Annotated in this window: 20 protein-coding genes; 3 read left to right on the plus strand and 17 right to left on the minus strand. The window is 42.7% G+C overall.

The annotated features are described in order from the left end of the window. Positions 1 to 63: 63 nt before the first annotated feature. The 4 genes from RUMAL_RS18950 to RUMAL_RS18965 form a co-directional block, all read right to left on the minus strand. Positions 64 to 801 carry a DUF4405 domain-containing protein gene (locus RUMAL_RS18950; protein ID WP_050793331.1) on the minus strand — a complete coding sequence of 246 codons (738 nt, stop codon included), beginning with the start codon at positions 799 to 801 and terminating at the stop codon, positions 64 to 66. Between the two features lie 38 nt (positions 802 to 839). Then, on the minus strand, positions 840 to 1,088 hold the full coding sequence (locus RUMAL_RS18955; RefSeq protein WP_272868117.1) for a flavodoxin: 249 nt from the start codon (positions 1,086 to 1,088) through the stop codon (positions 840 to 842). A 301-nt stretch (positions 1,089 to 1,389) separates the two neighbouring features. Next, entirely contained in the window at positions 1,390 to 2,928 is a 1,539-nt protein-coding gene (locus RUMAL_RS18960; RefSeq protein ID WP_013483710.1) for an RNA polymerase sigma factor, read from the minus strand. A gap of 260 nt (positions 2,929 to 3,188) precedes the next feature. Next, positions 3,189 to 3,854, minus strand: a complete 666-nt coding sequence (locus RUMAL_RS18965; RefSeq protein WP_013483711.1) for a hypothetical protein — start codon at positions 3,852 to 3,854, stop codon at positions 3,189 to 3,191. 839 nt (positions 3,855 to 4,693) lie between these two features. On the opposite strand from RUMAL_RS18965, the gene RUMAL_RS18970 reads away from it, so the two are divergent. Continuing rightward, complete coding sequence (locus tag RUMAL_RS18970; RefSeq protein WP_013483712.1) at positions 4,694 to 5,209, plus strand: hypothetical protein; 516 nt, start codon at positions 4,694 to 4,696, stop codon at positions 5,207 to 5,209. 209 nt (positions 5,210 to 5,418) lie between these two features. Then, positions 5,419 to 5,784, plus strand: coding sequence for a hypothetical protein (locus RUMAL_RS22635; RefSeq protein WP_013483713.1), 366 nt, complete (start codon positions 5,419 to 5,421; stop codon positions 5,782 to 5,784). 298 nt (positions 5,785 to 6,082) lie between these two features. Here RUMAL_RS22635 and RUMAL_RS18980 read toward each other — a convergent pair whose 3' ends face one another. The 12 genes from RUMAL_RS18980 to RUMAL_RS19040 all read right to left on the minus strand — a co-directional run bounded on the left by RUMAL_RS18980 (position 6,083) and on the right by RUMAL_RS19040 (position 19,748). Further along, positions 6,083 to 6,400: a hypothetical protein gene (locus tag RUMAL_RS18980; protein WP_013483714.1), complete on the minus strand. Its 318-nt coding sequence runs from the start codon at positions 6,398 to 6,400 to the stop codon at positions 6,083 to 6,085. Further along, positions 6,397 to 6,765, minus strand: coding sequence for a hypothetical protein (locus tag RUMAL_RS18985; RefSeq protein ID WP_013483715.1), 369 nt, complete (start codon positions 6,763 to 6,765; stop codon positions 6,397 to 6,399). The genes RUMAL_RS18980 and RUMAL_RS18985 overlap by 4 nt, the downstream gene beginning before the upstream one ends. 13 nt (positions 6,766 to 6,778) lie before the next feature. Continuing rightward, positions 6,779 to 8,917, minus strand: a complete 2,139-nt coding sequence (gene cooS, locus RUMAL_RS18990) for an anaerobic carbon-monoxide dehydrogenase catalytic subunit (protein WP_242837753.1) — start codon at positions 8,915 to 8,917, stop codon at positions 6,779 to 6,781. Positions 8,918 to 9,040: 123 nt separating this feature from the next. Further along, positions 9,041 to 9,811 carry an ABC transporter ATP-binding protein gene (locus RUMAL_RS18995; RefSeq protein WP_013483717.1) on the minus strand — a complete coding sequence of 257 codons (771 nt, stop codon included), beginning with the start codon at positions 9,809 to 9,811 and terminating at the stop codon, positions 9,041 to 9,043. Then, on the minus strand, positions 9,811 to 10,572 hold the full coding sequence (locus RUMAL_RS19000; protein WP_013483718.1) for an ABC transporter permease: 762 nt from the start codon (positions 10,570 to 10,572) through the stop codon (positions 9,811 to 9,813). The genes RUMAL_RS18995 and RUMAL_RS19000 overlap by 1 nt, the downstream gene beginning before the upstream one ends. A 15-nt stretch (positions 10,573 to 10,587) precedes the next feature. Next, positions 10,588 to 11,517 carry an ABC transporter substrate-binding protein gene (locus tag RUMAL_RS19005; RefSeq protein ID WP_013483719.1) on the minus strand — a complete coding sequence of 310 codons (930 nt, stop codon included), beginning with the start codon at positions 11,515 to 11,517 and terminating at the stop codon, positions 10,588 to 10,590. A gap of 358 nt (positions 11,518 to 11,875) precedes the next feature. Further along, a complete protein-coding gene (locus RUMAL_RS21485; RefSeq protein WP_013483720.1) occupies positions 11,876 to 13,993 on the minus strand; it encodes a BspA family leucine-rich repeat surface protein in 2,118 nt (705 codons plus the stop codon). 351 nt (positions 13,994 to 14,344) lie between these two features. Then, positions 14,345 to 15,496, minus strand: coding sequence for a hypothetical protein (locus tag RUMAL_RS19020; RefSeq protein ID WP_013483721.1), 1,152 nt, complete (start codon positions 15,494 to 15,496; stop codon positions 14,345 to 14,347). Positions 15,497 to 15,729: 233 nt separating this feature from the next. Next, positions 15,730 to 17,001: an ATP-dependent Clp protease ATP-binding subunit ClpX gene (clpX, locus tag RUMAL_RS19025; RefSeq protein ID WP_013483722.1), complete on the minus strand. Its 1,272-nt coding sequence runs from the start codon at positions 16,999 to 17,001 to the stop codon at positions 15,730 to 15,732. Between the two features lie 11 nt (positions 17,002 to 17,012). Next, positions 17,013 to 17,603 (minus strand): ATP-dependent Clp endopeptidase proteolytic subunit ClpP, encoded by a 591-nt coding sequence (gene clpP, locus RUMAL_RS19030; protein ID WP_013483723.1) that lies wholly within the window; start codon positions 17,601 to 17,603, stop codon positions 17,013 to 17,015. An 81-nt stretch (positions 17,604 to 17,684) separates the two neighbouring features. Beyond that, positions 17,685 to 18,965, minus strand: coding sequence for a trigger factor (tig, locus tag RUMAL_RS19035; protein WP_013483724.1), 1,281 nt, complete (start codon positions 18,963 to 18,965; stop codon positions 17,685 to 17,687). Positions 18,966 to 19,037: 72 nt separating this feature from the next. Next, positions 19,038 to 19,748, minus strand: a complete 711-nt coding sequence (locus RUMAL_RS19040; RefSeq protein WP_013483725.1) for a metallophosphoesterase — start codon at positions 19,746 to 19,748, stop codon at positions 19,038 to 19,040. A gap of 92 nt (positions 19,749 to 19,840) precedes the next feature. On the opposite strand from RUMAL_RS19040, the gene RUMAL_RS21490 reads away from it, so the two are divergent. Then, positions 19,841 to 20,014 carry a DUF1540 domain-containing protein gene (locus tag RUMAL_RS21490; protein WP_013483726.1) on the plus strand — a complete coding sequence of 58 codons (174 nt, stop codon included), beginning with the start codon at positions 19,841 to 19,843 and terminating at the stop codon, positions 20,012 to 20,014. Positions 20,015 to 20,060: 46 nt separating this feature from the next. Here the strand turns inward: RUMAL_RS21490 and RUMAL_RS22015 are convergent, their stop codons facing one another. Then, positions 20,061 to 20,285: a hypothetical protein gene (locus RUMAL_RS22015; protein WP_028504380.1), complete on the minus strand. Its 225-nt coding sequence runs from the start codon at positions 20,283 to 20,285 to the stop codon at positions 20,061 to 20,063. Position 20,286 lies beyond the last annotated feature (1 nt).

Below are 20,286 nucleotides of genomic sequence, written 5' to 3' on the forward strand. Positions count from 1 at the left end.
CAAAATCGCTCTTTTTCGATTCTTTCTATTTCGTCCTCGGTTTTGTCACAGTATATTATATAATTACACGGCTGCGGGCTGTGACTTGTCCGCAGAGGTATCTTTCTTCTTTTTTTCTGCTGTTTGACTTCTTGGGTGCTTCTTCCGGTTTTGGTGTTCCAGTCTCTTTTCCTTTATTGTAGCTGCAACAGCCCCTTCTTTCTTTTCAGAAAGATCTGCACCATATACCCGATATTTGCGAACAGTACCATAACAGACAGATATTGAAGCGCAGTCAGCACAGCTGAAGCGTTTGTGTCGATGAATACAAATTTGCACTTTTCCAAACAGATAGTCCGTAAATTTCAGCGAGATAAACTCATATATCCCAACTGCACCGACCACACCGAAAATGATTCGCAAAGCCCATACCATAGCCTTGTTTTTCAGCTTTATTCGTGCCGCCATCTGCGAAATATGCATTCCAAGATAAACGCTCATCAGCGCAAGTCCCCAATAGGCACAGAGTATATGCACTGTTCTGGCGAACATCGAACCGCCGATATATACAAAGGTAAAAACGTGCTTTGAGATCACAATACCGCTGTACATCAGTCCTATCATACACAGGAATATAAGCGCATTGACGACAGTATTCACACTTCGGCGCAGATCATACTTGCCTTTGAACAGCGTTTTTATCCAGCCGAAATTCAGGATATGATGTAAAATGAACAGACAGAACATAGCGATTCCGATCACTTCATGTGCCGTTTCCCCGACAATAGAATAGCACATGAGTACTGGCAGAGCCGCTATCATCAGAATGTCAGCGGCTGATTTTTATCTTCATTTTAATATCAGAATCCCAAACCGTCAAGCCAGTCACGGACAGCCTGCTGTGTATCGGAACTGAACTCCTGCGCTGTCTTGCCCTGTATATCCATACCGTCGAGCACCTGTGCATTCGGCAGATAGCTTCTGATCGCAGAGTACGTTCCCGATTCGCCGCTACCTTCGTGGGTGTTGAACGGGATAACCACCTTGTCGGGGAAATCGTAGCTGTCCATAAAGGTATAGACTGCCATAGGCATATCGCCCCACCATATCGGGTAACGGTCTTGGCAGAATAGTTACTTATTTTGTGAAACAGGCAGAAAAATATAAAAATACAGGACAGGGATAAACTCCTTGTCCTGTCACTATGTATAAACTTCTCAAGATATCAGGTCTTAATAATACTCACGGAATAAAATATATGAGTGAAGAGATCTTCGATGTTCAGCCAAACTGTATGAGCAATGCTGCCTGCATCTGAAAATCCTCCCTTGCCTTCGTAAACATCACCCCGATAAGCTTTGCAAGCGCATAATGCGGCATACCAGCTCAAAACAGGCATGCCGCAAACTGTTAATTATACAGATACATCACCGTTGTTCCAGACATACCGCCCTTCATCGGCAGCAGCCAGCCTCTTTCGCAAAGAGTCTGCATTATCTGCTCTGTCTCACGGTAGGAAAGCAGCTGTGCCATTTTGCTCACATAATCCGCAAGATGCTGTGGTGTGTGTTCAAGCAGTACTTTCCTGATATTTCCGGTGCGAGAGTTTACATTGTCACATATACTTCTGCATAAACCAAGGATACCGTTATTCAGCACATCTCCCTGCTCCTTTGTCAGGCAGGGGAAATTGGGCCTTATACCCTCATCGGTCTTTACAGCAAGCCCGAGCTTTATCAGCTCAGAGCAGACGAGCTTTTCATTGTCTGTCTGCGGCTGACGCTTTGCAAGTGTGACAAGCATATCCGCCATTGCATCTGACACATACGGGTGCAGACGCTCGCCGTTAATAAGCACATCCCAGAAAATTATCATACCGTCATTACTGTGAATTCCGTAGGTTCCTACTCCGTATGGATCGCTTTCCGACTTTTCAACAAAGAAGCGGAAACATTTTTCGCCAAACACATCTGTCGGGAAATCAAGCGGCGGTTCGTCAAATGCCATATCACAGTACGCAAGGCGCAGTATCAATGATAAAAGCATCCATTTGATCGTGTTATCTGGTGCATCGCTACCGTAGAAGCCGAGTATCCTTATATCGTCCATACTATCATCGATCTCAGTAGCTATGGTGTTTGAAATATCTTCAACAGCTGTTTTGCTTGCCTTTTTTATCTCGGCAAAAACATCGTTAGTAAAGATCGGAACATTTGTCTGATAAAAACCGTTTTTCACATTCAACAGATCATATTCGACCAGCTTTTTCAGCCCGTCTTCAAGATACGCCGTAGGAACACCAAGCTGCAAGGCTATCTGTTCCTCGCTCTGCTTGTCATAATAGCAGCACATAAGTATATTGTGACTGAGCTTATCATCAAATTTGCGGAAATATTTGTTGTTTGTTCCCCAGAAAAGCATATTCAGCTCAACAGGGGCATAGCTTAACTTTCCAAAATCTCTTTCCATTACAGTACCCTCCCTGATTTTCTTTCGTGACTGAAAGAGGAGATATTTGACCATGCTCTGTGTGATACCAAAGCTCTCGGAGATCTCCCTCACCGACATTTCGTCAACGTAGTAAGCCACCATAGCCTTACGGTAGTTTGAATTCAGCATCGACAGCTCTCTTGTTATAAGCCTTAGCTGCTCGTTTTCCTGTGCCTTCTCTTCGAGTGCCTCCCAGCTGCCGTCTGATATTGTTTCATCAAGTTCAGCGGTGTCGCGGCGGCTGCGGTACCAGCTTTTGAGGATATTGTCAGCTGTGCGCCACACAAATGCATAGAAGGCTTTTTCGTTTTCAAAGCTCTGCTCGCCCTTGCAGCTTATAAGCATTATCTCCTGTGCCAGATCTTCGGCATCGTGGTATGAGCCTGTTCGTGAAAGGCAGTAGCGGAACATCGACTTTGACATCATTTCTATCTGCTCACGGTATTCATAAGCGGTCAAATCATTCACCTCTTTCGTGGTTTCTCAGAAGCTTCTGTCTGTATAATGCAGAAGTTCGGAGTTGGTTAGGGGGGTGGAAAAATTTATCTGAGATAATTATAGCAGAAGTTCTGGAAATTGGCAATAACTGCTTGCGGCATACCCACACATGAGGGTGCTTGATAGTGGGTATGCGGAATAATAAGAAACGGATAGCCGTCTGATGAGGACGGTCTATCCGTGTTTGGGTGTATTAAGTTACTAAGTTAAATCAGAATTTATCAGCATAATCCAAAATGATTTGCTATAACATCACATACTTCTTCCCTTGTATCTTTCCCATTATCTTCTCTTACAACCGTGAAAAAACCACTATTTGCAAATTCATCATAGTGTTTTTTGCTGTTGATAAGAGCAAGTCCACGCCTATAATTCTCCATTACTGCTTCGGGATCATCGCAGCTATCAATAACATTTAATAGAAAAAGTTTGTCAGGGTCGCTTCTGTCAAAGAAACGCTCAACACTCATAGACTGCGGTGAAAGCATAACTGCAACATGATGATAATCTGATATTTCTTTGAGCAAATCTAACGGTATATTGGTATCAACTATAACCGTTTTCTCTCTTGAAATTGAAATGAGTTCTGCTATTTCAAACTCCGCAGCTTCTCTTCCGACACTAAATATCCAGCGTTCATATTCTTCCGGAGAGCGGGTTACAAAGTCTTTCCAATCAGTAAGATTGTTTACGTAACAGATATCAGGCTGTACTTCTGGTGTCGCCACAATATCAGATATTTGACTGTGATAGTTTTCACCGCAGAATATCATGTCATATCGGTCAGCAAGCATTTTTACCATCGTTGCTTTTCCGGCATAAGCTGTTCCAGTTATAAAATATACATTTTTAAGATAATGCTTTAGAATGTTGTTTTCGATTTTCATAGTAATCCACCTTAATTAATTCCGATTTAGCAAAGAAAGCCAAGTTGTCCTCTCACTAACCCTTATTATACCAAACAGCCCCGAAATAGTCAATCTCTACACACTTTTTCATACCCTTTTCGTTGCATTATACCGCCATTTGTGCTAAAATCAGGATATAGAGCAGATCGAAGTTGAAATGCAATGGATAACGAAAACGAAATGCTACTGCTGAGGAAACTTTAGCTCACTTAAGAACAATGGAACGTAATTTTGGTATTGTCAAGCCGTATAAAGTTTACGATTTTCCATAATCGTAATACTTTATACCGTGCTTGTGAAAATTGATCGGGCGTTTCACTCCCTCACTTGTTTTTCGCCGTTCTACGGCACTTTTTCACGCTCCTGCGTGTTTGGAGCTATGCGACTTTCTCTCTGTTCCGCACGGCTCTGAGAGTATTTTACCGGGGCTCGGCGCAGTTATGATGCTGGGTGGGCGGCAGTCCGGTGAAACTATTTTCTCGGCTCTCCCTGAGCCGATTTTGAATGTCGATATGCTTATCGTTACATTCAAATTTCTGCCCTGCCCGACCACCCATGAAAATACCCTTCTACTTTACTACCGACGTTTTTGAGAAAATGCTCATGATTTTCTGGAAAGTTTACATTTTGTTCATGGTGATTCTCCCTCTTGCATAGTTTCAACACGTGATTTCTGTTGATGATGACGGGGATTTTGGAGGGTGGATTTCTTGGAAATGGGATTGCTTTTTCAAGGCGGATGTGGTATAATTTGTGGGTAAGAGACAGTCCTCAACAAAATCATAGTAAACGGGAAATATTTCTCGGAGGTGGTGCTTATGTTTAAGACAATAAAGGTTGAAAGTAACCTTGAATTGCCATACAACCTGATTGATATTCAAGATGGAGAAAAGCGGTTCATTTTTTCATTCAAGTGTTTCGATGATAATCAAACAGAGTATTCAATACAGGCAGGCGGAGTAACCGGAAAATTTGAAGTTACATATAAGTGCTGTGGAATAGATAGCAATTTTGAGTGCGATATTACGATAGGAAATCTGTATTATTTTTATATCGAATTGGAAAACGTATATGAATGTCTTCCGGGTATTGAGCCTGTTGCAGTTTTGAAGAATTATGGTGAAACATTAAACCGTACAAACATGACATTTACATTCGATAAATTAGGGCATTGTAATGTTAATGGCTGTTTTAAGAATGCGTCTGACAGATATAACAGCGGAATTTTTTTTGAACTTCAGATAGATATGTCTTACATATATGACATACTCACTTCTTTGGAGAAATTTTTTGATGAATTGAAACGGATTCAGGGACATAGCAATTTTTATTGAACCACATACGAATATACATACAAGCTGTGAAGCATTCCGCTCCGCAGCTTTTTTATTTCCCCCATAACATTTTCACGATAAGAAAAGTTTTATGGCGCACAGGGCTTCATGCGCACTGCGAATAGACTTTCACCCCGAAAGTGCGCTATAATTTTAGTATGGGGCTGAGTAGTTCAGCTCGACTAAAATTTCAGAATGGTGGTGATGATATGGCTACGACTTCTATCGCTGACAAGCTGGCGAAACTCGAAAAGAAGATCGCAAAGCGACAGGCTACGATAGCGGAGGAGCAGACACAGCTCGACAAGGAGCTTGCAGAGTATAACAGGCTCTATCTGACAGCGCTTGCCAACAAGTATAAGCTGAGCGGAAAAGACCTGTTCTCCGCTATCGAGCGTGAGCATGACCAGCTTGAAAAGCTCCGTGAGGGTGAGCAGTCCGATGATGATGCGGACAGCGCTTCTGTTATGAAACACCGTCCGCTTTTGTCCATTATTCAATTTGCTTTGTCAACAGGCTTTCTATCGTTTGTTTTAGGGTTTCTACCAAAAATCTTAAATCAGGAAGATTTTTGAGTTTGACGAAATAGCGCGATTTCCGAGGTTTCTACCTCAAATAATGACGTAAAATAGGTTTCTAAATGCCTCTTAATGACCACTAAGGGATACTAATGCCGAATAGCGTCACTTATAGCATATCTTTATTAAAAAGTAAAGACAAATTCTTTCTTATGCTGTGAAAGATAAGGATACCTGCAATATATCATTTCAATGTACGTTTTTACCGCTACAGTTCAAATCGTCTTACAGATTCGGCTTATAAAAAAAGTGTCCGTATAGCTTTTCGGGCTTACGGACACTGATCCTTATTGAATTATTTACCTTTTTCTGCAAGTATGCCCCTGACAGTATGCATAGGATCCTTTATCAGCAGATATACCACCCATATCACCAATGCAAGAACTACCACAGAAGCTCCAAGAAAAGCATCTCCGAGCATATCACCTGCTGCAGGCTTGAAGTACTCGGCACCGACTTCAAGATACTCAACTACCGCATCTACCAGCCACATAAGCGATGCTCCCCAGAACATATAAAGCAGTATACCCGTCTTTAACTCCCTTGCCTTTTTGCTTGAATACCATACCACAGTTGAGATAACAGCTGCTATGACCGTTATAAGTAATGTCATACAGCCGCACCTGCTTTCTGTCCCACAAGTTTGTTTGATACTATTACGGTTCCTATCCATACAACAGTAACAAGCACCGCCATAGCCGAGCCAGATGTCGCCATTTCGTGAAGCATCTCAACAGTATCCTCAGGATCATTGGCAGCTGTCAGGAACGGGAAGAACGGAGATATCTCACCATGCCACAGATGCTCGAATGCCAGCAGACCCGAACCGCCCCACAGCATCTTGTTCAGTCGGCTAAGATGCTCCGAGAAACTGATCTTACTGTTATCCGTAACTTTGTTGTTTTCACTTTTTTTCAATATCTTCTGCGCCACAGTTGTAACTATTGCCTCTGTGACAGGCACTAAAAAGCAAGCCATTTTTTATTCCTCCTTATTTATCCCAGCCAAGTGCTTTTCTCTTGGCTTTCATATCAGCAACTATCTTTTCGCCCAGCTTAACAGGGTCTGTATCAACGTTCATTGAAGAACCGAGCGTTTCCAGCGTACCGTATTTTAAAAATTCGATAACGTTCTTAGAACCGTATATCTGCGCTTCAACACAGTGATATGAGCTTATGCCGTTGAGCCTGAAACCGAGTGCCGCATCAATGCCCTTTTCGTTGCCCCATTCAGGCGATGAAAAAGCAAAGGGCATTTCATACATCTTATGTCCCAATGCACCTGCGATACCCGCAAATATCCCCGATGAACGTGTATTATCGATACATTCGCCAACGTGCCATACAGGCGGAAGATCAGGTTCCAGGAACTTCCTCAGACTTTCACCTGCCTTATCCTTACCAGATACTGCACAGTATCCCAGTTTCATCAGCGGGAAGGATGCACAGCCGTTTGAAAGGATCAGCACATTATTTTTAAGCAGAACGTCAGCTACGTCAACTATACATTTCTCATAAAGCACCTTGGGATTGTTGCAGCCAACCATATTGACAACGCCCAGTATCCTGCCATCCTTTATAGCCTCTGCGATAGGACCGAAACCACCGAATCTTCTGCAAAGGTACTCCACCGAGAATCCGACCTCTGCCTCGACCTCGTATGGCGGTATGTAAACGGGTATACCCTTTCTCGCCTCAAAGCTCTCAATGGCGCGGCGGACTATCTTCTCTGCCAGTGCCTTTGTTTCGTCTATATTTGAATGGTGATGATCATATTCATACCTTTCAGCCCCGGGTAGTCTTGCAGACTCCGATGTTGTAACTACTACCGTCTTGAAGCAGTGAGCTACTTCCATTATTGATGGGAAAACATCCTGTACATCAGCTACCCAGAGGTCAAGTGCACCCGTACCCAGTACCAGCTCAGCTGATACAGCATTCGATAAGGGTACCACACCTGCATAACGGTACATCGCAGAAAGACCCGAACAGCATATACCGTAAAAACGTATGCCCTTTGCGCCCTTTGACTTTGCAAGCTCTATCAGGTCATCACGCTTGCCTGCTTCAACTATCTGGCTTACCAGCAGCGGAAGATGACCGTGTACCGCAATATTAACATAGCCCTTTTCCAGAGCACCTATATTCACCTTCGATGTAACTCTGTCGCCCACACCGAAAAGGCTGTCCGTCGCTATAGAAGCACCAACAACTCCGGAGAATGTAAAAGCAAGACCGCATCTTAAAAACTGCTGCATCACCGAACGCCAGTCGCCGTCTGTTGCACAACCCGATTTATGATAAGCCTCAAAAACCTCATGATATGCGCTTATGGGAAGTATGTCCAGATCCTTCCATACCTCCTGTCTTTCAGGTGCGGCACAGGCTGAAATAGTCTTGTACTCATCGGGCACAGTTCTTGAAAGATCTTCAAGCAGTGCATCCGCAAGATCTCTAGCAACATTTTTAAGCTGACGGTTCTTCTGCTTGATACCGAAAGCTTCCGCAGTTGAGCGTATCTTCTGCTCACCGAGTATGGGAACATCAAGCTTTCCCTCAGCCGCCCATTTCAGTGCAAGCATTACCTCTCTGGCGTGCATACCGTGCTGAGCAGCGCCTGCCGCCGCAGAACGCAGCAAGTTTCTCGCAACGATAAGATCGGCATCCGCACCACAGACACCCTTAGGTGCTTTAGCAGTGATCCTGCAGGGACCCATATTACATATCTTGCAGCATATACCAGCAAGCCCGAAATTACACTGAGGCTTCTGTTTATCAAAACGATCAAAGGCAGTATCTATGCCAAGCTGTTCCATACGCAGCAGCATCTCACGTACTGCAGGATCGGGAGTCTGCTCGATAACGTCCTGCTTGCTTGGAAAAGTCTTTCTGTACTCCGACACAGCATTCATATAGTCCTTAATGAATGCCTGCGGATCATCATGCTCACCCTCTCCATGACTCGCTTTCAGTATGACCGTTGGTATACCATGCTCATCAAAGCCTATTATATTTCGGTGTGAATGGATATGTGCAGGGGCATCATCGTGAGAATGATGCTCATGCGAATGAACGTGTTCATGTGTATGTTCATGACAATGTCCGTGTTCTTTTTTACTCAATACTATCATCTCCCTGATATCATATATCATATTATACCACTATGATATGATATATGTCAAGACTAATTTTCTAATTTCCTGCTTAAATTATCAGACCGCAGCTCATATCCTAAAACTGCGGTCAACAATCTATCATATATAATACTCGATATACGAATCTGCTTTAAGGTTGAAAAGCTCAAATATCTTATCACGAACATAAAGGAAATCCTTGCCCGTCCTGTCCCTGTGATCTCCGAGAGGAACTTTAACCACACTCTTGATACGTCCCGGGTCAGCCATCATAACAACTATCCTGTCCGCCAGGAACACTGCTTCCTCGATATCGTGGGTGACAAAGATAGTAGTCTTCTTCTCCTTGCGCGAAATCCCCAGGATGTCCTCCTGCAGTTTCATTCTTGTTATGGCATCAAGTGCACCGAAAGGTTCATCCATGAATATTATATCGGGATCCACTGCCAGTCCTCTCGCGATGGCAACTCTCTGCTGCTGACCACCCGAAAGCTGTTTTGGGTAACGCTTCTCATATCCGTCAAGTCCCACAAGCTCCAGAAATTTTTTTGCTGTCGCCTTTCGTTCTTCTTTTGAAAGCTTTTTGGATTCAAGCCCAAGCTCCACATTTTTCTGAACGTTCCGCCATGGAAGAAGTCCGTAATTCTGGAATATGGTGATATTATTTATCGAAGGCTTAGTGACCTCACTGCCGTCTATCTTCACACTGCCGCTGTTCAGCTTTTCAAAACCGGCAAGTGCATTCAGAAGAGTGCTTTTTCCGCAGCCCGAAGGTCCCAGCAGACAGATAAACTCGCCCTTTTCTATATCCAGTGAAACATGGTCAAGTGCTGTGAATTCCTTGCCGTCCTGTATGTAATTCTTGCAGGCATCCTTTATCTCGATATACATTATTCAGCACCTCCCCACGATCTCATAACTGACTTTTCTATCACTTTGAGTATACCGTCCAGCAGTATACCGATCACTCCTATCACAAGTATAGTAGCCAGCAGTATATCCGCACGAATATTGTTCCTTGCATCTATTATCTGATAGCCAAGTCCCGACTGCGCACCTACCATCTCGCCTGCTACAAGGAATATCCATGCTGTACCCAGTGCAAGGTGAATACCGTTTGCTATCTGCGGGAATGCCGCGGGGAATATGATCTTCCACGTGAGCGCAGGCTGCTTTATTCCGAAGTTCTTAGATACCTTAAAGTATATCGGGTCAATATTTCCCACCGCCGATACCGTCGAAAGAAGGACCGGAAAGAATGCCGCGATGAATATGATAACTATAGCAGGAACATCACCTATGCCAAACAGCAAAACTATAAAGGGCATCCATGCCGTCGGTGAGATAGGTCTTAAAAGCTGCAAAGCAGGGTTCACATATTGGAAAACACGAGGTATCCTTCCGAGGATAAGTCCCAGCACCACCGCCGTTGCTACAGATACGGAGTATCCCACTGCAAAACGGTACATACTTGTTTTTATATTTTCAAAAAGTCTACCGTTTTGTATCATTTCAACCAGTGCATCAAATGCCATTTTCGGTGATGGAAAAAGTGCTTCATTATAACTGCTTACCGTAAACAGCAGCTGCCATATAAGAATAAGTATTGCTATGGATATCACAACATTTTTTAACGATATCAGTTTTTTCATTAGTATCACGCCTTATCAAAGATCATTTTTTACAAAATCGGAATATGCAGGAGGCTCATCGCTGAGTCCGTACTGCTTGACCCTATCCACAAGAGCAGCATACTCCTCTTCGGTTATGTCAAGATCATTGTAGGATATCCACTGAAGTGAGATATCAAGCACATCATCGCTCTGTGTGAAGTACTTCTTTGCGGTTTCCTTTGCCTTTTCCTTATCCAGAGCGTTGCCGGCTTTCTTGTAGCTTTCAACAAACTCCCTGGCATCCTCTCTGCGTTCGTCAATAAACTTATCCGTCAGCACAAGTCCGCAGCATACAGAATCCTTCCACAATGCCTCCGATGTGAACAGTACCTTGCCCACACCAAGGTCAACACCCATCGCACCGAAAGGTTCAGCAACGCAATAGCCGTCTATCTGACCGCTTGCCAGTGCGGAAGGCATTTCTGTCGGCGCAAGTTCTGTAACATTTATATCAGCTATAGTCAGCCCTGCTGTTGCCAGCGCATCATTGAGAAGTATATTATGTGATGACTGTCTGTGGGGTATAGCAAAGGTCTTACCCTTCATATCAGCAGCAGAACCTATATCATTTGCTGCTATGATAACATTTCCGTCATGGTGTCCAAGAGCCACTGCCTTTATGCCTATGCCCTCCTGCTTGGATTTCATGGCAAGCTCGATAAGTACAGAAGCTCCGTCAACTCTGTTTGAGTTCAGTGCATCCAGCAGTTCGTTCCATGAACCGTATTTTACAAGCTCCACCTTCAAGCCTGACTCCTTTTCAAGTTCCTCAGCCTCTTCAAGCAACGCAAGAGAATGCGTTATAGGCAGATAAGCTATCTTCACTGTGTTTTTATCTGCACCGCTCTCCGATTTCTTTCCGCAGGAAGCCGATGCAAAACTCAGGCTCAACGCCAGAACTGCCGATAATATCTTCTTTTTCATAATGATCTGTCCTTTCCATAAACGGGCATAATAGCTGAAATATATTACATATATAAGGCTCCGTTTCAATTTTAGTATTCATATCATTTTAGTATGATATAATCATACAACATGAACAGGCATTTGTCAATATAAATTCAATTTATATATCCAAAATCATTTATTTCAACATATCATTATAACTATTCAAAAAAATGTTTGTGCATATTATATATTATTCCTATATGCATAGTATGCTTAATGCAAAAATAAACCATCATTTACATTTTCTCAAAAAAGAAGCCGTGACCAGCCGCATGAGATCATTATCTCTCACACGGCTGACACAGCCCTTTAAAATTGTATCATATCAACATTATTATTTTATTTCGGAACCGCCCCATTCAACTACTGTGAAGCCGTTTCTTTCAAATGTGGGAAGCTCCTGCGGTTCGATGTCCACTGCCTCTTCAAGAGGTATATAGGTCATGAATACGCGCAGCATACTGTCGGGTGCGGGAGTTATGTTCAGCTTAGCGGAATCTGTATATTTTTCACTCTGGAATGAAATGAGATTATACTCGTTATGCTCCATTAAGGGCAGCCAGTATACGATAAACTCATTCATCTCATCTTCGCTCAGTCCCATATAGCTGAGCTTCTCTTTGAGGAAACTCTCGGTATCACTGCCTGCTACACAGAATCCCTTGGAAAAATCATATGCTGTACGGCAGTTTACTGCGTCCCAGAACAGATATCTGTGATGACTTCCGTCAGCCTTGTTCACAAGTGATCCGTCAGGCTTAGCGACTATATCCCATCCGTTGTTGTACTTAGGATAGGTAGTGGCAAGATCAGCTTCTGTCAGCTCGACCTCAACATGGACGTCTGTCTCCTTTTCGGGATAGAGGTAGATAACAGGCTTAGCAACAATAGAATATGGATATGAAATCTGGATCTGTCTATCGCCTGATTCATTCACGATCTGTACCCAGCCGTAATGTCCCTTATACTTTGTAAATGCCCAGTTATTGTTATTTTTAATATCGCCGAGTTCCTGAAGGTAAGTATTTTGTGGGATAGTAGTAACTTTACCGTAGCTTGTATCGGGTCCGAAATACATAGTGATCTCATCGGCAATTACATATAGATCCGCACCATATGTGAGCTCTCTGTCAGGTTTGACATAGAAATCATTGCTACAGGTCACAGCATTTTTGATAGCGTTTTCTGTATCCCATTTACCGTTAACTCTTGCAGCGATAGCTACTTTATAAGTATTGCCCGGTGTCAAATTCTTTGGAGAAGTGTAAACTGTATCGGTGATGTTCTGCGTCTGAACTTTCCACTTGCCTGCAAGGTATACAGCTATGCCGTACCTGTCAGCACCTTCCACTTCATCCCATTTGAACCTTACCTGGTGATATTTTTCACTGTATTCAACTTTGATGTTTGTGGGATAGGTGGGCTTTGTTTCTTCTTCGACAGGTAAGCGCTTGTAGGTGTTCTTGCCGCTGTTTTCGATTTCTGCAAAATCACCCTCACCGCTTATAACAGTTGTGGGATCATTTGCATTTACCCAGCCTTCGCCGTTGGGAAGGTAGGCTTCTCGGGGTATGTTGGTATATTTATCACCCAGAGAAATGGTTTTTAGCTTAGAACAATCCTTGAACATCTTTTCAATATATTTGATATTACTTGCGTCAAAGCCGCTTAAATCGATCGATGTCAAATTTGAACAGTTTTCAAACATGGACTTAGAAGACCAAACTTTTTTTGTATCAAAACTGCTTACATCAAGTGAGGTCAAACCTGAACAACCATAAAACATCTCTCTCATATCTGTAACTTTGCTTGTATCAAAGTTCCTCAGGTCAAGCGTTGTCAGGTTGGTACAATCACTGAACATGCTTCCCATATTTGTGACGTTACTTGTAATAAAACCGCTTATATCAAGTGAGGTCAAGCTTTCACAGTTACTGAACATATAGCTCATACTTGTAACTCTTCTTGTATAAAAACTGCTCAGGTCAAGGGAAGTCAGGTTTCTGCAGCCGTAGAATAAACCTGACATAGATTTAACGTTGCTTGTGTTAATATTGCTAAAATCAACAGTTTTCAAGCTATCGCAGAACGCAAACATAAAAGACATATCTGTAACATTGCTGGTATCCGCATTTGAAAGATCTATGAATGTACACATATTAAAGTTATCAAACAGATCTCTGCTATTTTCAGGCAAAACTGTTCCCTTTTCAGCTATAATGGATTTTACATTATATTTATATCTATAACTTAATCCGAGTAAAGCATTACGGTCAATTTTGCCGCTGAGAGTAAGTACACCTGTTTCTTCATCAATTGAATAACACTCTCCCTCGGCAACAGCTTCTGCCTGTGCTGTGATAGTCTGTGTGATAACAGGCGCACCATAGCTTACAACACCTGCTGTCATACATAGTGACATCACTACTGCTAAAACTTTTTTCATCTTCATAAAATTGTCCTCCTGATAAATAAAGTTAGATATGATGTTATATCAATAAGTATAAAATAATTATAACACGCTCCAAAGGTATTGTCAATATTTTTGACATATTCTGTTAATCGTTCGTTGCTTATACATAATAGATAGAAATATTTTTTTATATTTTATACAAAGAATTATTCGGGTATCATCAGTCAGACTGTAAATATATGGATCGGGCATAAAAAATGCAGAGCCTGAGTTGCTCTGCATTTGGATGATATATTCAGTTTATAATTGCTAAAAAATCAGATTTACAACAAAACAAAAGTACTAATGGAACAAAATGATCCTGCTTATAATGTAATCGTTGATCGGTAATTATTCGATTATATCCTTTGATATCTCAAATAATTCATCAAGGGTATAATTATCGATTTTTGATACTTCCTCTGTTTCAAGTTTATCACCGTTCAATGCTTTCGGGATATTTGAGACCGGATACATTCCAATGTTGTCATCGTCCTTTTTACAAACTGCCACATAGGAACATTCGCCGTTTACAATTATAGCAAAATAATCATACTTTGATATAGTATCATACTCTGATCCAACCGTATTTCTTATTTCAGAAACGTTGATCGTTGACGGAACATTGTAGTTCATACTGTCATCTGATCCTATTATGTACACACCGCTTACATCTGTTCCGTCATAATCTAAGTCTGTCAAAGCAATAGCAAAAGAAGTATGTACAGTTTTAGCAGTAGAATTGGAAGCCGCATTTTTTGCCTTTTTGGCAAACTTTCTCATTGAATTATTTAATTTCCAGCCCTCACCCTCAACATTGTAGACATAGAAATAATCCTCATCAGGCTCGCCATCATTAGTGTAGTATACAGTAACATCATAACCTTCGGCAGCATGATATATACGGTCTATATCATCTTCTTCAGGGTCAGTATAACCCATAAATAAGTTATATAGTTCTTCACGCTGTTCATCGCTCAGCGCCTGAACATCCCCGCCGTATTCTTCAATTTTATCGAACGCCCCTGCCATCTGATCGAAAAGTATCATAAACGGTTCAATTTCTTTTTCCGTCATCGGACCTTCTTCCACAATATCTGTAATTACATAATTAGTCTTAATGCCACCCAGTTCTTTCTCAATATCGGCTCCCTGAAGCTCGGCAAGTTTAAACATACCATCAACTGCTTTATCGGGATACATTGTCCTGATGCTTTTTTCAACGTCGCCCTCATTGTTAGCGTCAAAATATGCTCTTATAACATCTTCATAACCGTAAGATGATGCATTATCGCTGTCAGCTGAACTGTCTACATTGTTCAGCGAAGAATCGGAAACATCATCACCCTGAGTAGTTTCATCTTTACTGTCATTATCAGATTTTGCCTCGGATACTACGACATCTTTATCATCATCTTTTTTCGATCCTTTAACTTTCCCACAACCCGAAAAAGCTGTACCTATAACAGTTATTGCTATAACACTTGCGAGTATTCTTTTCATTTGTTTCTCCTTTATTGAATAAAATATGTAAGACGTATGCTTACCTTTTATAAATTATACATTATTGATAAAGAAATGTCAATCCATAAAAAACAGCAAAAAACTGAAAACAGTTTTTTCAGAGTACCTAACCTATGTACGCAAAGGATAGATATATCCACATCGTTCATGACTCCCCAACAAAAAGATCCCGAAAGTGTGATTGCTTTCGGGATCATTATACTTGTCATATATCAGACAACATCTTTCTCCTCGCGCCTGATTATCTCAGGTGCAGCACCGTCTTTTACGCATTCCGCAGTAATGCGTATGCCGGATATCGTATCATCTGAAGGTGCATCGAACATCAGCTGAGTGAGTATACGCTCAACAACTGCTCTCAGTCCTCTTGCGCCTGTTTTCTGTTCGATAGTGACCTTGGCGATCTCTGTGAGCGCCTCGGGAGTTACCTCAAATTCAATGTTATCAAGTTCAAACAGTTTGGTGTACTGCTTTATCAGTGAATTCTTGGGCTCGGTGAGTATCCTGCAAAGCGCAGGCTCATCAAGTTCATCAAGCACTGTGATAACAGGCAGACGACCTACAAGCTCAGGAACTATACCAAACTTCACAAGATCGTGAGGAACTACCTTTTTAAGGATATTATAGTCAGAAGTCTTATCCTTGACCTTGCCGCCGAAGCCCATTGACGATGAATCTGTACGTTTCTTTATAACAGCTTCAAGTCCGTCAAAAGCACCGCCGCAGATGAAAAGGATATTCTTGGTATCAATCTGGATAAACTCCTGATGAGGATGCTTTCTACCGCCCTGAGGAGGAACATTGGATACCGTACCTTCAACGATCTTCAGCAGAGCCTGCTGTACGCCCTCACCGCTGACATCTCTTGTAATAGAGGTATTCTCGGATTTTCTTGCTATCTTGTCTATCTCATCTATATAAATTATACCGTGAGATGCTTCTTCAACATTATAGTTAGCAGCCTGTATCAGACGTGTGAGCACGTTCTCAACATCATCGCCCACATAACCTGCCTCGGTAAGTGTAGTTGCATCAGCGATAGCAAAAGGAACATTCAGCAGCCTTGCAAGTGTCTGCGCCAGCAGAGTCTTACCTGTACCTGTGGGGCCAAGCAGCAGCACGTTGCTCTTCTGTATCTCAACGTCATCGGTATCATCCTCAAGAGTAAGGATACGCTTGTAGTGATTATATACAGCCACCGACAGAGCTATCTTCGCATCATCCTGCCCGATTACATATTCATCAAGAACAGCCTTGATCTCAGAGGGTTTTTTAAGGGTAATACCGCCCTGCTCTGTGGTCTTGGACTTTTTCTTCTCGCTCACCTTAGCCCTTGGTGGAACTCCGCCCTGTTCTTCAAGTATATCATAGCAGAAAAGTACACACTCATCACAAATGTGGTTATTTCCTGCTGAGAACATATTTCTGACTTTGTTTTCGGGCTTACCGCAGAAAAGACATTTTTTCAGTGTATCATTAGCCATTAAGATCAAACCTACCTTTTAGTGATAACCTTGTCGATCAGTCCGTACTCCATTGCTTCCTGCGCTGTGAGATAATTATCACGCTCAGTATCGATCGCTATCTGTTCAATACTCTTGCCTGAATTTTCAGCAAGGATCCTGTTGAGTTTTTCTCTGGTAGCTACCAGGTGATCGGAATGTATCTTTACATCCGTACACTGACCCGAGATACCGCCGCCGCCGATAAGAGGCTGGTGTATCATTATCTCACTGTTGGGCAGCGAGAATCTTTTGCCCTTTGTACCGCTGGAAAGCAGGAATGCGCCCATTGATGCAGCCATACCGATGCAGATAGTATTAACATCACATCTGATATACTGAATGGTATCATATATTGCCATACCTGCAGTAACCGAGCCTCCGGGGCTGTTGATATACAGATCTATATCTTTTTCCGGATCCTGGCTTTCAAGATAAAGAAGCTGTGAAATGACCAGGCTGGCAACATGATCGTCTATGGCCTCACAGAGCATGATTATCCTGTCGTTCAGCAAACGGGAGAATATATCAAAACTTCTCTCTCCCCTGCTGGTCTGTTCTACTACATAAGGTACAAGTGCCATTTAAATGCCTCCTAAACTAAATATAAGCATTCGCCCGCAAAAGTCGGGAGTTCCCGACGAGTGCAGGCGATATGATCTATGTTACTTGATAACAGCAGAATCCTTAATGATATCTACTGCCTTGCCTACAGCAAGATCCTTCTTCAGGTCTTCTGCACGCACGTAGCTCTTTACCTGCTCAACTTCCATATTGTAAGTTTCAGCAAGCTTCTTGAACTCGTTCTCTATGTCGTCATCGGTAACTTCAATATTCTCTACCTCAGCTACCTTTTCAAGAGCAAGTCTGAGCTTGACCTGCTTTTCAGCCTGCTCAGCATAGCCCTTCTTGATGGTGTCTATGTTCTGACCTGTGAACTGCATATACATATCAAGAGAAATGCCCTGAGAAGCCATTCTCTGCTCCAGCTCAGCTACCATCTCATTAACTCTGTTATCATACATTACATCGGGGATCTCAGCAGTCATGTTCTCAACTACCTTATCAAAGAGATCACCCTCTACCTTGGTATCAGCAGCCTTCTCAGCAGCTTCCTCCAGCTTAGCTTTAACATCAGCCTTGTACTCATCAACAGTATCAAAGTCAGTAGAATCCTTTACCATATCATCATCCAGCTCAGGCAGTTCCTTCTTGGAGATGCTCTTCAGGTTGATCTTGAATACTGCAGGAGCGCCTGCCAGATCCTTTACCTGATACTCTTCAGGGAAAGTAACGTTGATCTCGAATTCCTCACCGGTGCTGTGACCTACGATCTGATCCTCGAAACCGGGGATGAACTGACCGCTGCCCAGCTCAAGATCGAAGTCCTCAGCCTTGCCGCCGTCAAATGCAACGCCGTCCTTGAAGCCCTCAAAGTCGATCTTAACAGTATCGCCGGTCTCAGCTGCTCTGTCATCAACAGTGATGATCCTTACGTTCTTCTCTCTCAGCTCGTCAAGCTTCTTCTGGATATCCTCATCAGTTACAGCATTGACAACTTTTTCAACCTCTATACCTTTGTAATCCTTAACTTCAACTTCAGGTCTTGTAGTGCACTTAGCCTTCAGCTTTACACCGTTCTCCTTGTTGATCTCGGTTACCTCGATCTCAGGCTGGCAAACCAGATCCAGCTTGGATTCGTCGATAGCACCGTTAACTACAGGTGCATACAGCAGATTGATAGCATCCTCATAGAATACCTCTTCACCATAGGTCTTCTCGATGAGCTTTCTGGGAGCCTTGCCCTTACGGAAACCGGGCAGAGCGATATTCTTCTTTGCTCTCAGATATGCCTTCTGCAGTGCATCTTCAAAATCCTTTGCGGGTATCTCGATCTCCAGCTCATAGCTGTTAGTGCCAACATTATTTGTAGCCTTTAAACTCATTTTCTAATTCCTCCAAATTAAAATATATCTTTAATATTATAGCATACTTTTCCCTGTATTTCCAGTACTTTTTTACAAATTGTCACTTTGCACAATTTTCGTTATATCCAATGGGTCAAAATGCAGAAAATCACTTGATATAAGATGATATTCAATGCCGTCATACATACCATTGACTGCATATCCATGTGCCTTCCCGTGAAGGTGACCGTAAAATACCTTTTTCACACCATACTTATAAAGCACATCAAGTATCTCGAAATTCCTGCTTTCCACGAATACAGGCGGATAGTGCAGGAAAACAACGGGTGTCAGCCCAGCCGAAACAGCAGACTTTACAGACATTTCCAGTCGGATCGCCTCGCGGGCTATTACCTTTGCACTTGCAGGCTCTGAATTATCATTTACCCAGCCACGTGTCCCGCATATACCGATATCTCCGAAAGCATAGTGGTTCAGATGAAGTATATTCAGGCTTTTGAAGCCATTTTCATCGAAGAATCTCTGCATCTTCGTAACTGTGTTCCACCAGTAATCGTGGTTGCCTTTTGATATGATCTTCGTTCCGTTGAGTCTGTCAAGAAACGCAAGATCTTTTTCGGATTCGTTAAAGTCCATACCCCACGAAAGATCACCGGGCAGCACCACGATATCATCGGGTCCCACCTTTTCCTGCCAGTTTTTTTCAAGCCTCTGTACATGGTCGTTCCAACCGCCGAAAATATTCATCGGTTTATGAACACCAAAAGAGAGATGCAGGTCGGCTATGGTGTAAAGCTTCATATTTTGCTCCTGTCTATGGGTATATATTTCCAGTAATATCAGCCTCTGATCATGCTCATAATAAACTCACATGAAGAAAAGGAGTGATACGAATGGAAAAGGATAAGATCATGGGCATTCGCTGCGATGTTGAAAACTGTGTCCACAATCAGAACGGCTGCGAGTGCACCGCGGGCAGTATACAGGTGTGCAGCACCTGTTCGGATCCCAACTGCTGCGATGAAACGGTCTGCAGGACCTTCAAAGCGCAGGACTGCTGTCACTAGCATCAGCAGCGCCCTGCGGGGCGGTACATAGTTCCCCGGCGCATACCTATCTTTTTCTGACAACAAGCACTATCAGCGCAATGATACCTACCGATGCAACGACAGCACCCCTGATCGAAAGCAGCACCTGTCTGAAACTGAAAAGGATAGTAGGCATCCCGGCGCCGCCGATGATATTTTTAGAATTAGCGTTATCAAGCGTCAGAAAGATAAGTATTGCTATGCAACCTATAAAAACGGCTGCACTGACGATATTTACTATCTTCTTCACG

It is taken from the genome of Ruminococcus albus 7 = DSM 20455, assembly GCF_000179635.2.
GTDB lineage: Bacteria > Bacillota > Clostridia > Oscillospirales > Ruminococcaceae > Hominimerdicola > Hominimerdicola alba.

Bases quoted from the DNA above. Each gene is read 5' to 3' on its own strand.
- RUMAL_RS19005 (WP_013483719.1), bottom strand. From the start codon at position 11,517: ATGAAAAAGAAGATATTATCGGCAGTTCTGGCGTTGAGCCTGAGTTTT.
- RUMAL_RS19000 (WP_013483718.1), bottom strand. From the start codon at position 10,572: ATGAAAAAACTGATATCGTTAAAAAATGTTGTGATATCCATAGCAATA.
- RUMAL_RS18965 (WP_013483711.1), bottom strand. From the start codon at position 3,854: ATGAAAATCGAAAACAACATTCTAAAGCATTATCTTAAAAATGTATAT.
- RUMAL_RS21485 (WP_013483720.1), bottom strand. From the start codon at position 13,993: ATGAAGATGAAAAAAGTTTTAGCAGTAGTGATGTCACTATGTATGACA.
- RUMAL_RS18970 (WP_013483712.1), top strand. From the start codon at position 4,694: ATGTTTAAGACAATAAAGGTTGAAAGTAACCTTGAATTGCCATACAAC.
- RUMAL_RS18950 (WP_050793331.1), bottom strand. From the start codon at position 801: ATGATAGCGGCTCTGCCAGTACTCATGTGCTATTCTATTGTCGGGGAA.
- RUMAL_RS21490 (WP_013483726.1), top strand. From the start codon at position 19,841: ATGGAAAAGGATAAGATCATGGGCATTCGCTGCGATGTTGAAAACTGT.
- RUMAL_RS19040 (WP_013483725.1), bottom strand. From the start codon at position 19,748: ATGAAGCTTTACACCATAGCCGACCTGCATCTCTCTTTTGGTGTTCAT.
- tig (WP_013483724.1), bottom strand. From the start codon at position 18,965: ATGAGTTTAAAGGCTACAAATAATGTTGGCACTAACAGCTATGAGCTG.
- RUMAL_RS18995 (WP_013483717.1), bottom strand. From the start codon at position 9,811: ATGTATATCGAGATAAAGGATGCCTGCAAGAATTACATACAGGACGGC.
- cooS (WP_242837753.1), bottom strand. From the start codon at position 8,917: ATGATAGTATTGAGTAAAAAAGAACACGGACATTGTCATGAACATACA.
- clpX (WP_013483722.1), bottom strand. From the start codon at position 17,001: ATGGCTAATGATACACTGAAAAAATGTCTTTTCTGCGGTAAGCCCGAA.
- clpP (WP_013483723.1), bottom strand. From the start codon at position 17,603: ATGGCACTTGTACCTTATGTAGTAGAACAGACCAGCAGGGGAGAGAGA.
- RUMAL_RS19020 (WP_013483721.1), bottom strand. From the start codon at position 15,496: ATGAAAAGAATACTCGCAAGTGTTATAGCAATAACTGTTATAGGTACA.
- RUMAL_RS18980 (WP_013483714.1), bottom strand. From the start codon at position 6,400: ATGACATTACTTATAACGGTCATAGCAGCTGTTATCTCAACTGTGGTA.
- RUMAL_RS22635 (WP_013483713.1), top strand. From the start codon at position 5,419: ATGGCTACGACTTCTATCGCTGACAAGCTGGCGAAACTCGAAAAGAAG.
- RUMAL_RS18985 (WP_013483715.1), bottom strand. From the start codon at position 6,765: ATGGCTTGCTTTTTAGTGCCTGTCACAGAGGCAATAGTTACAACTGTG.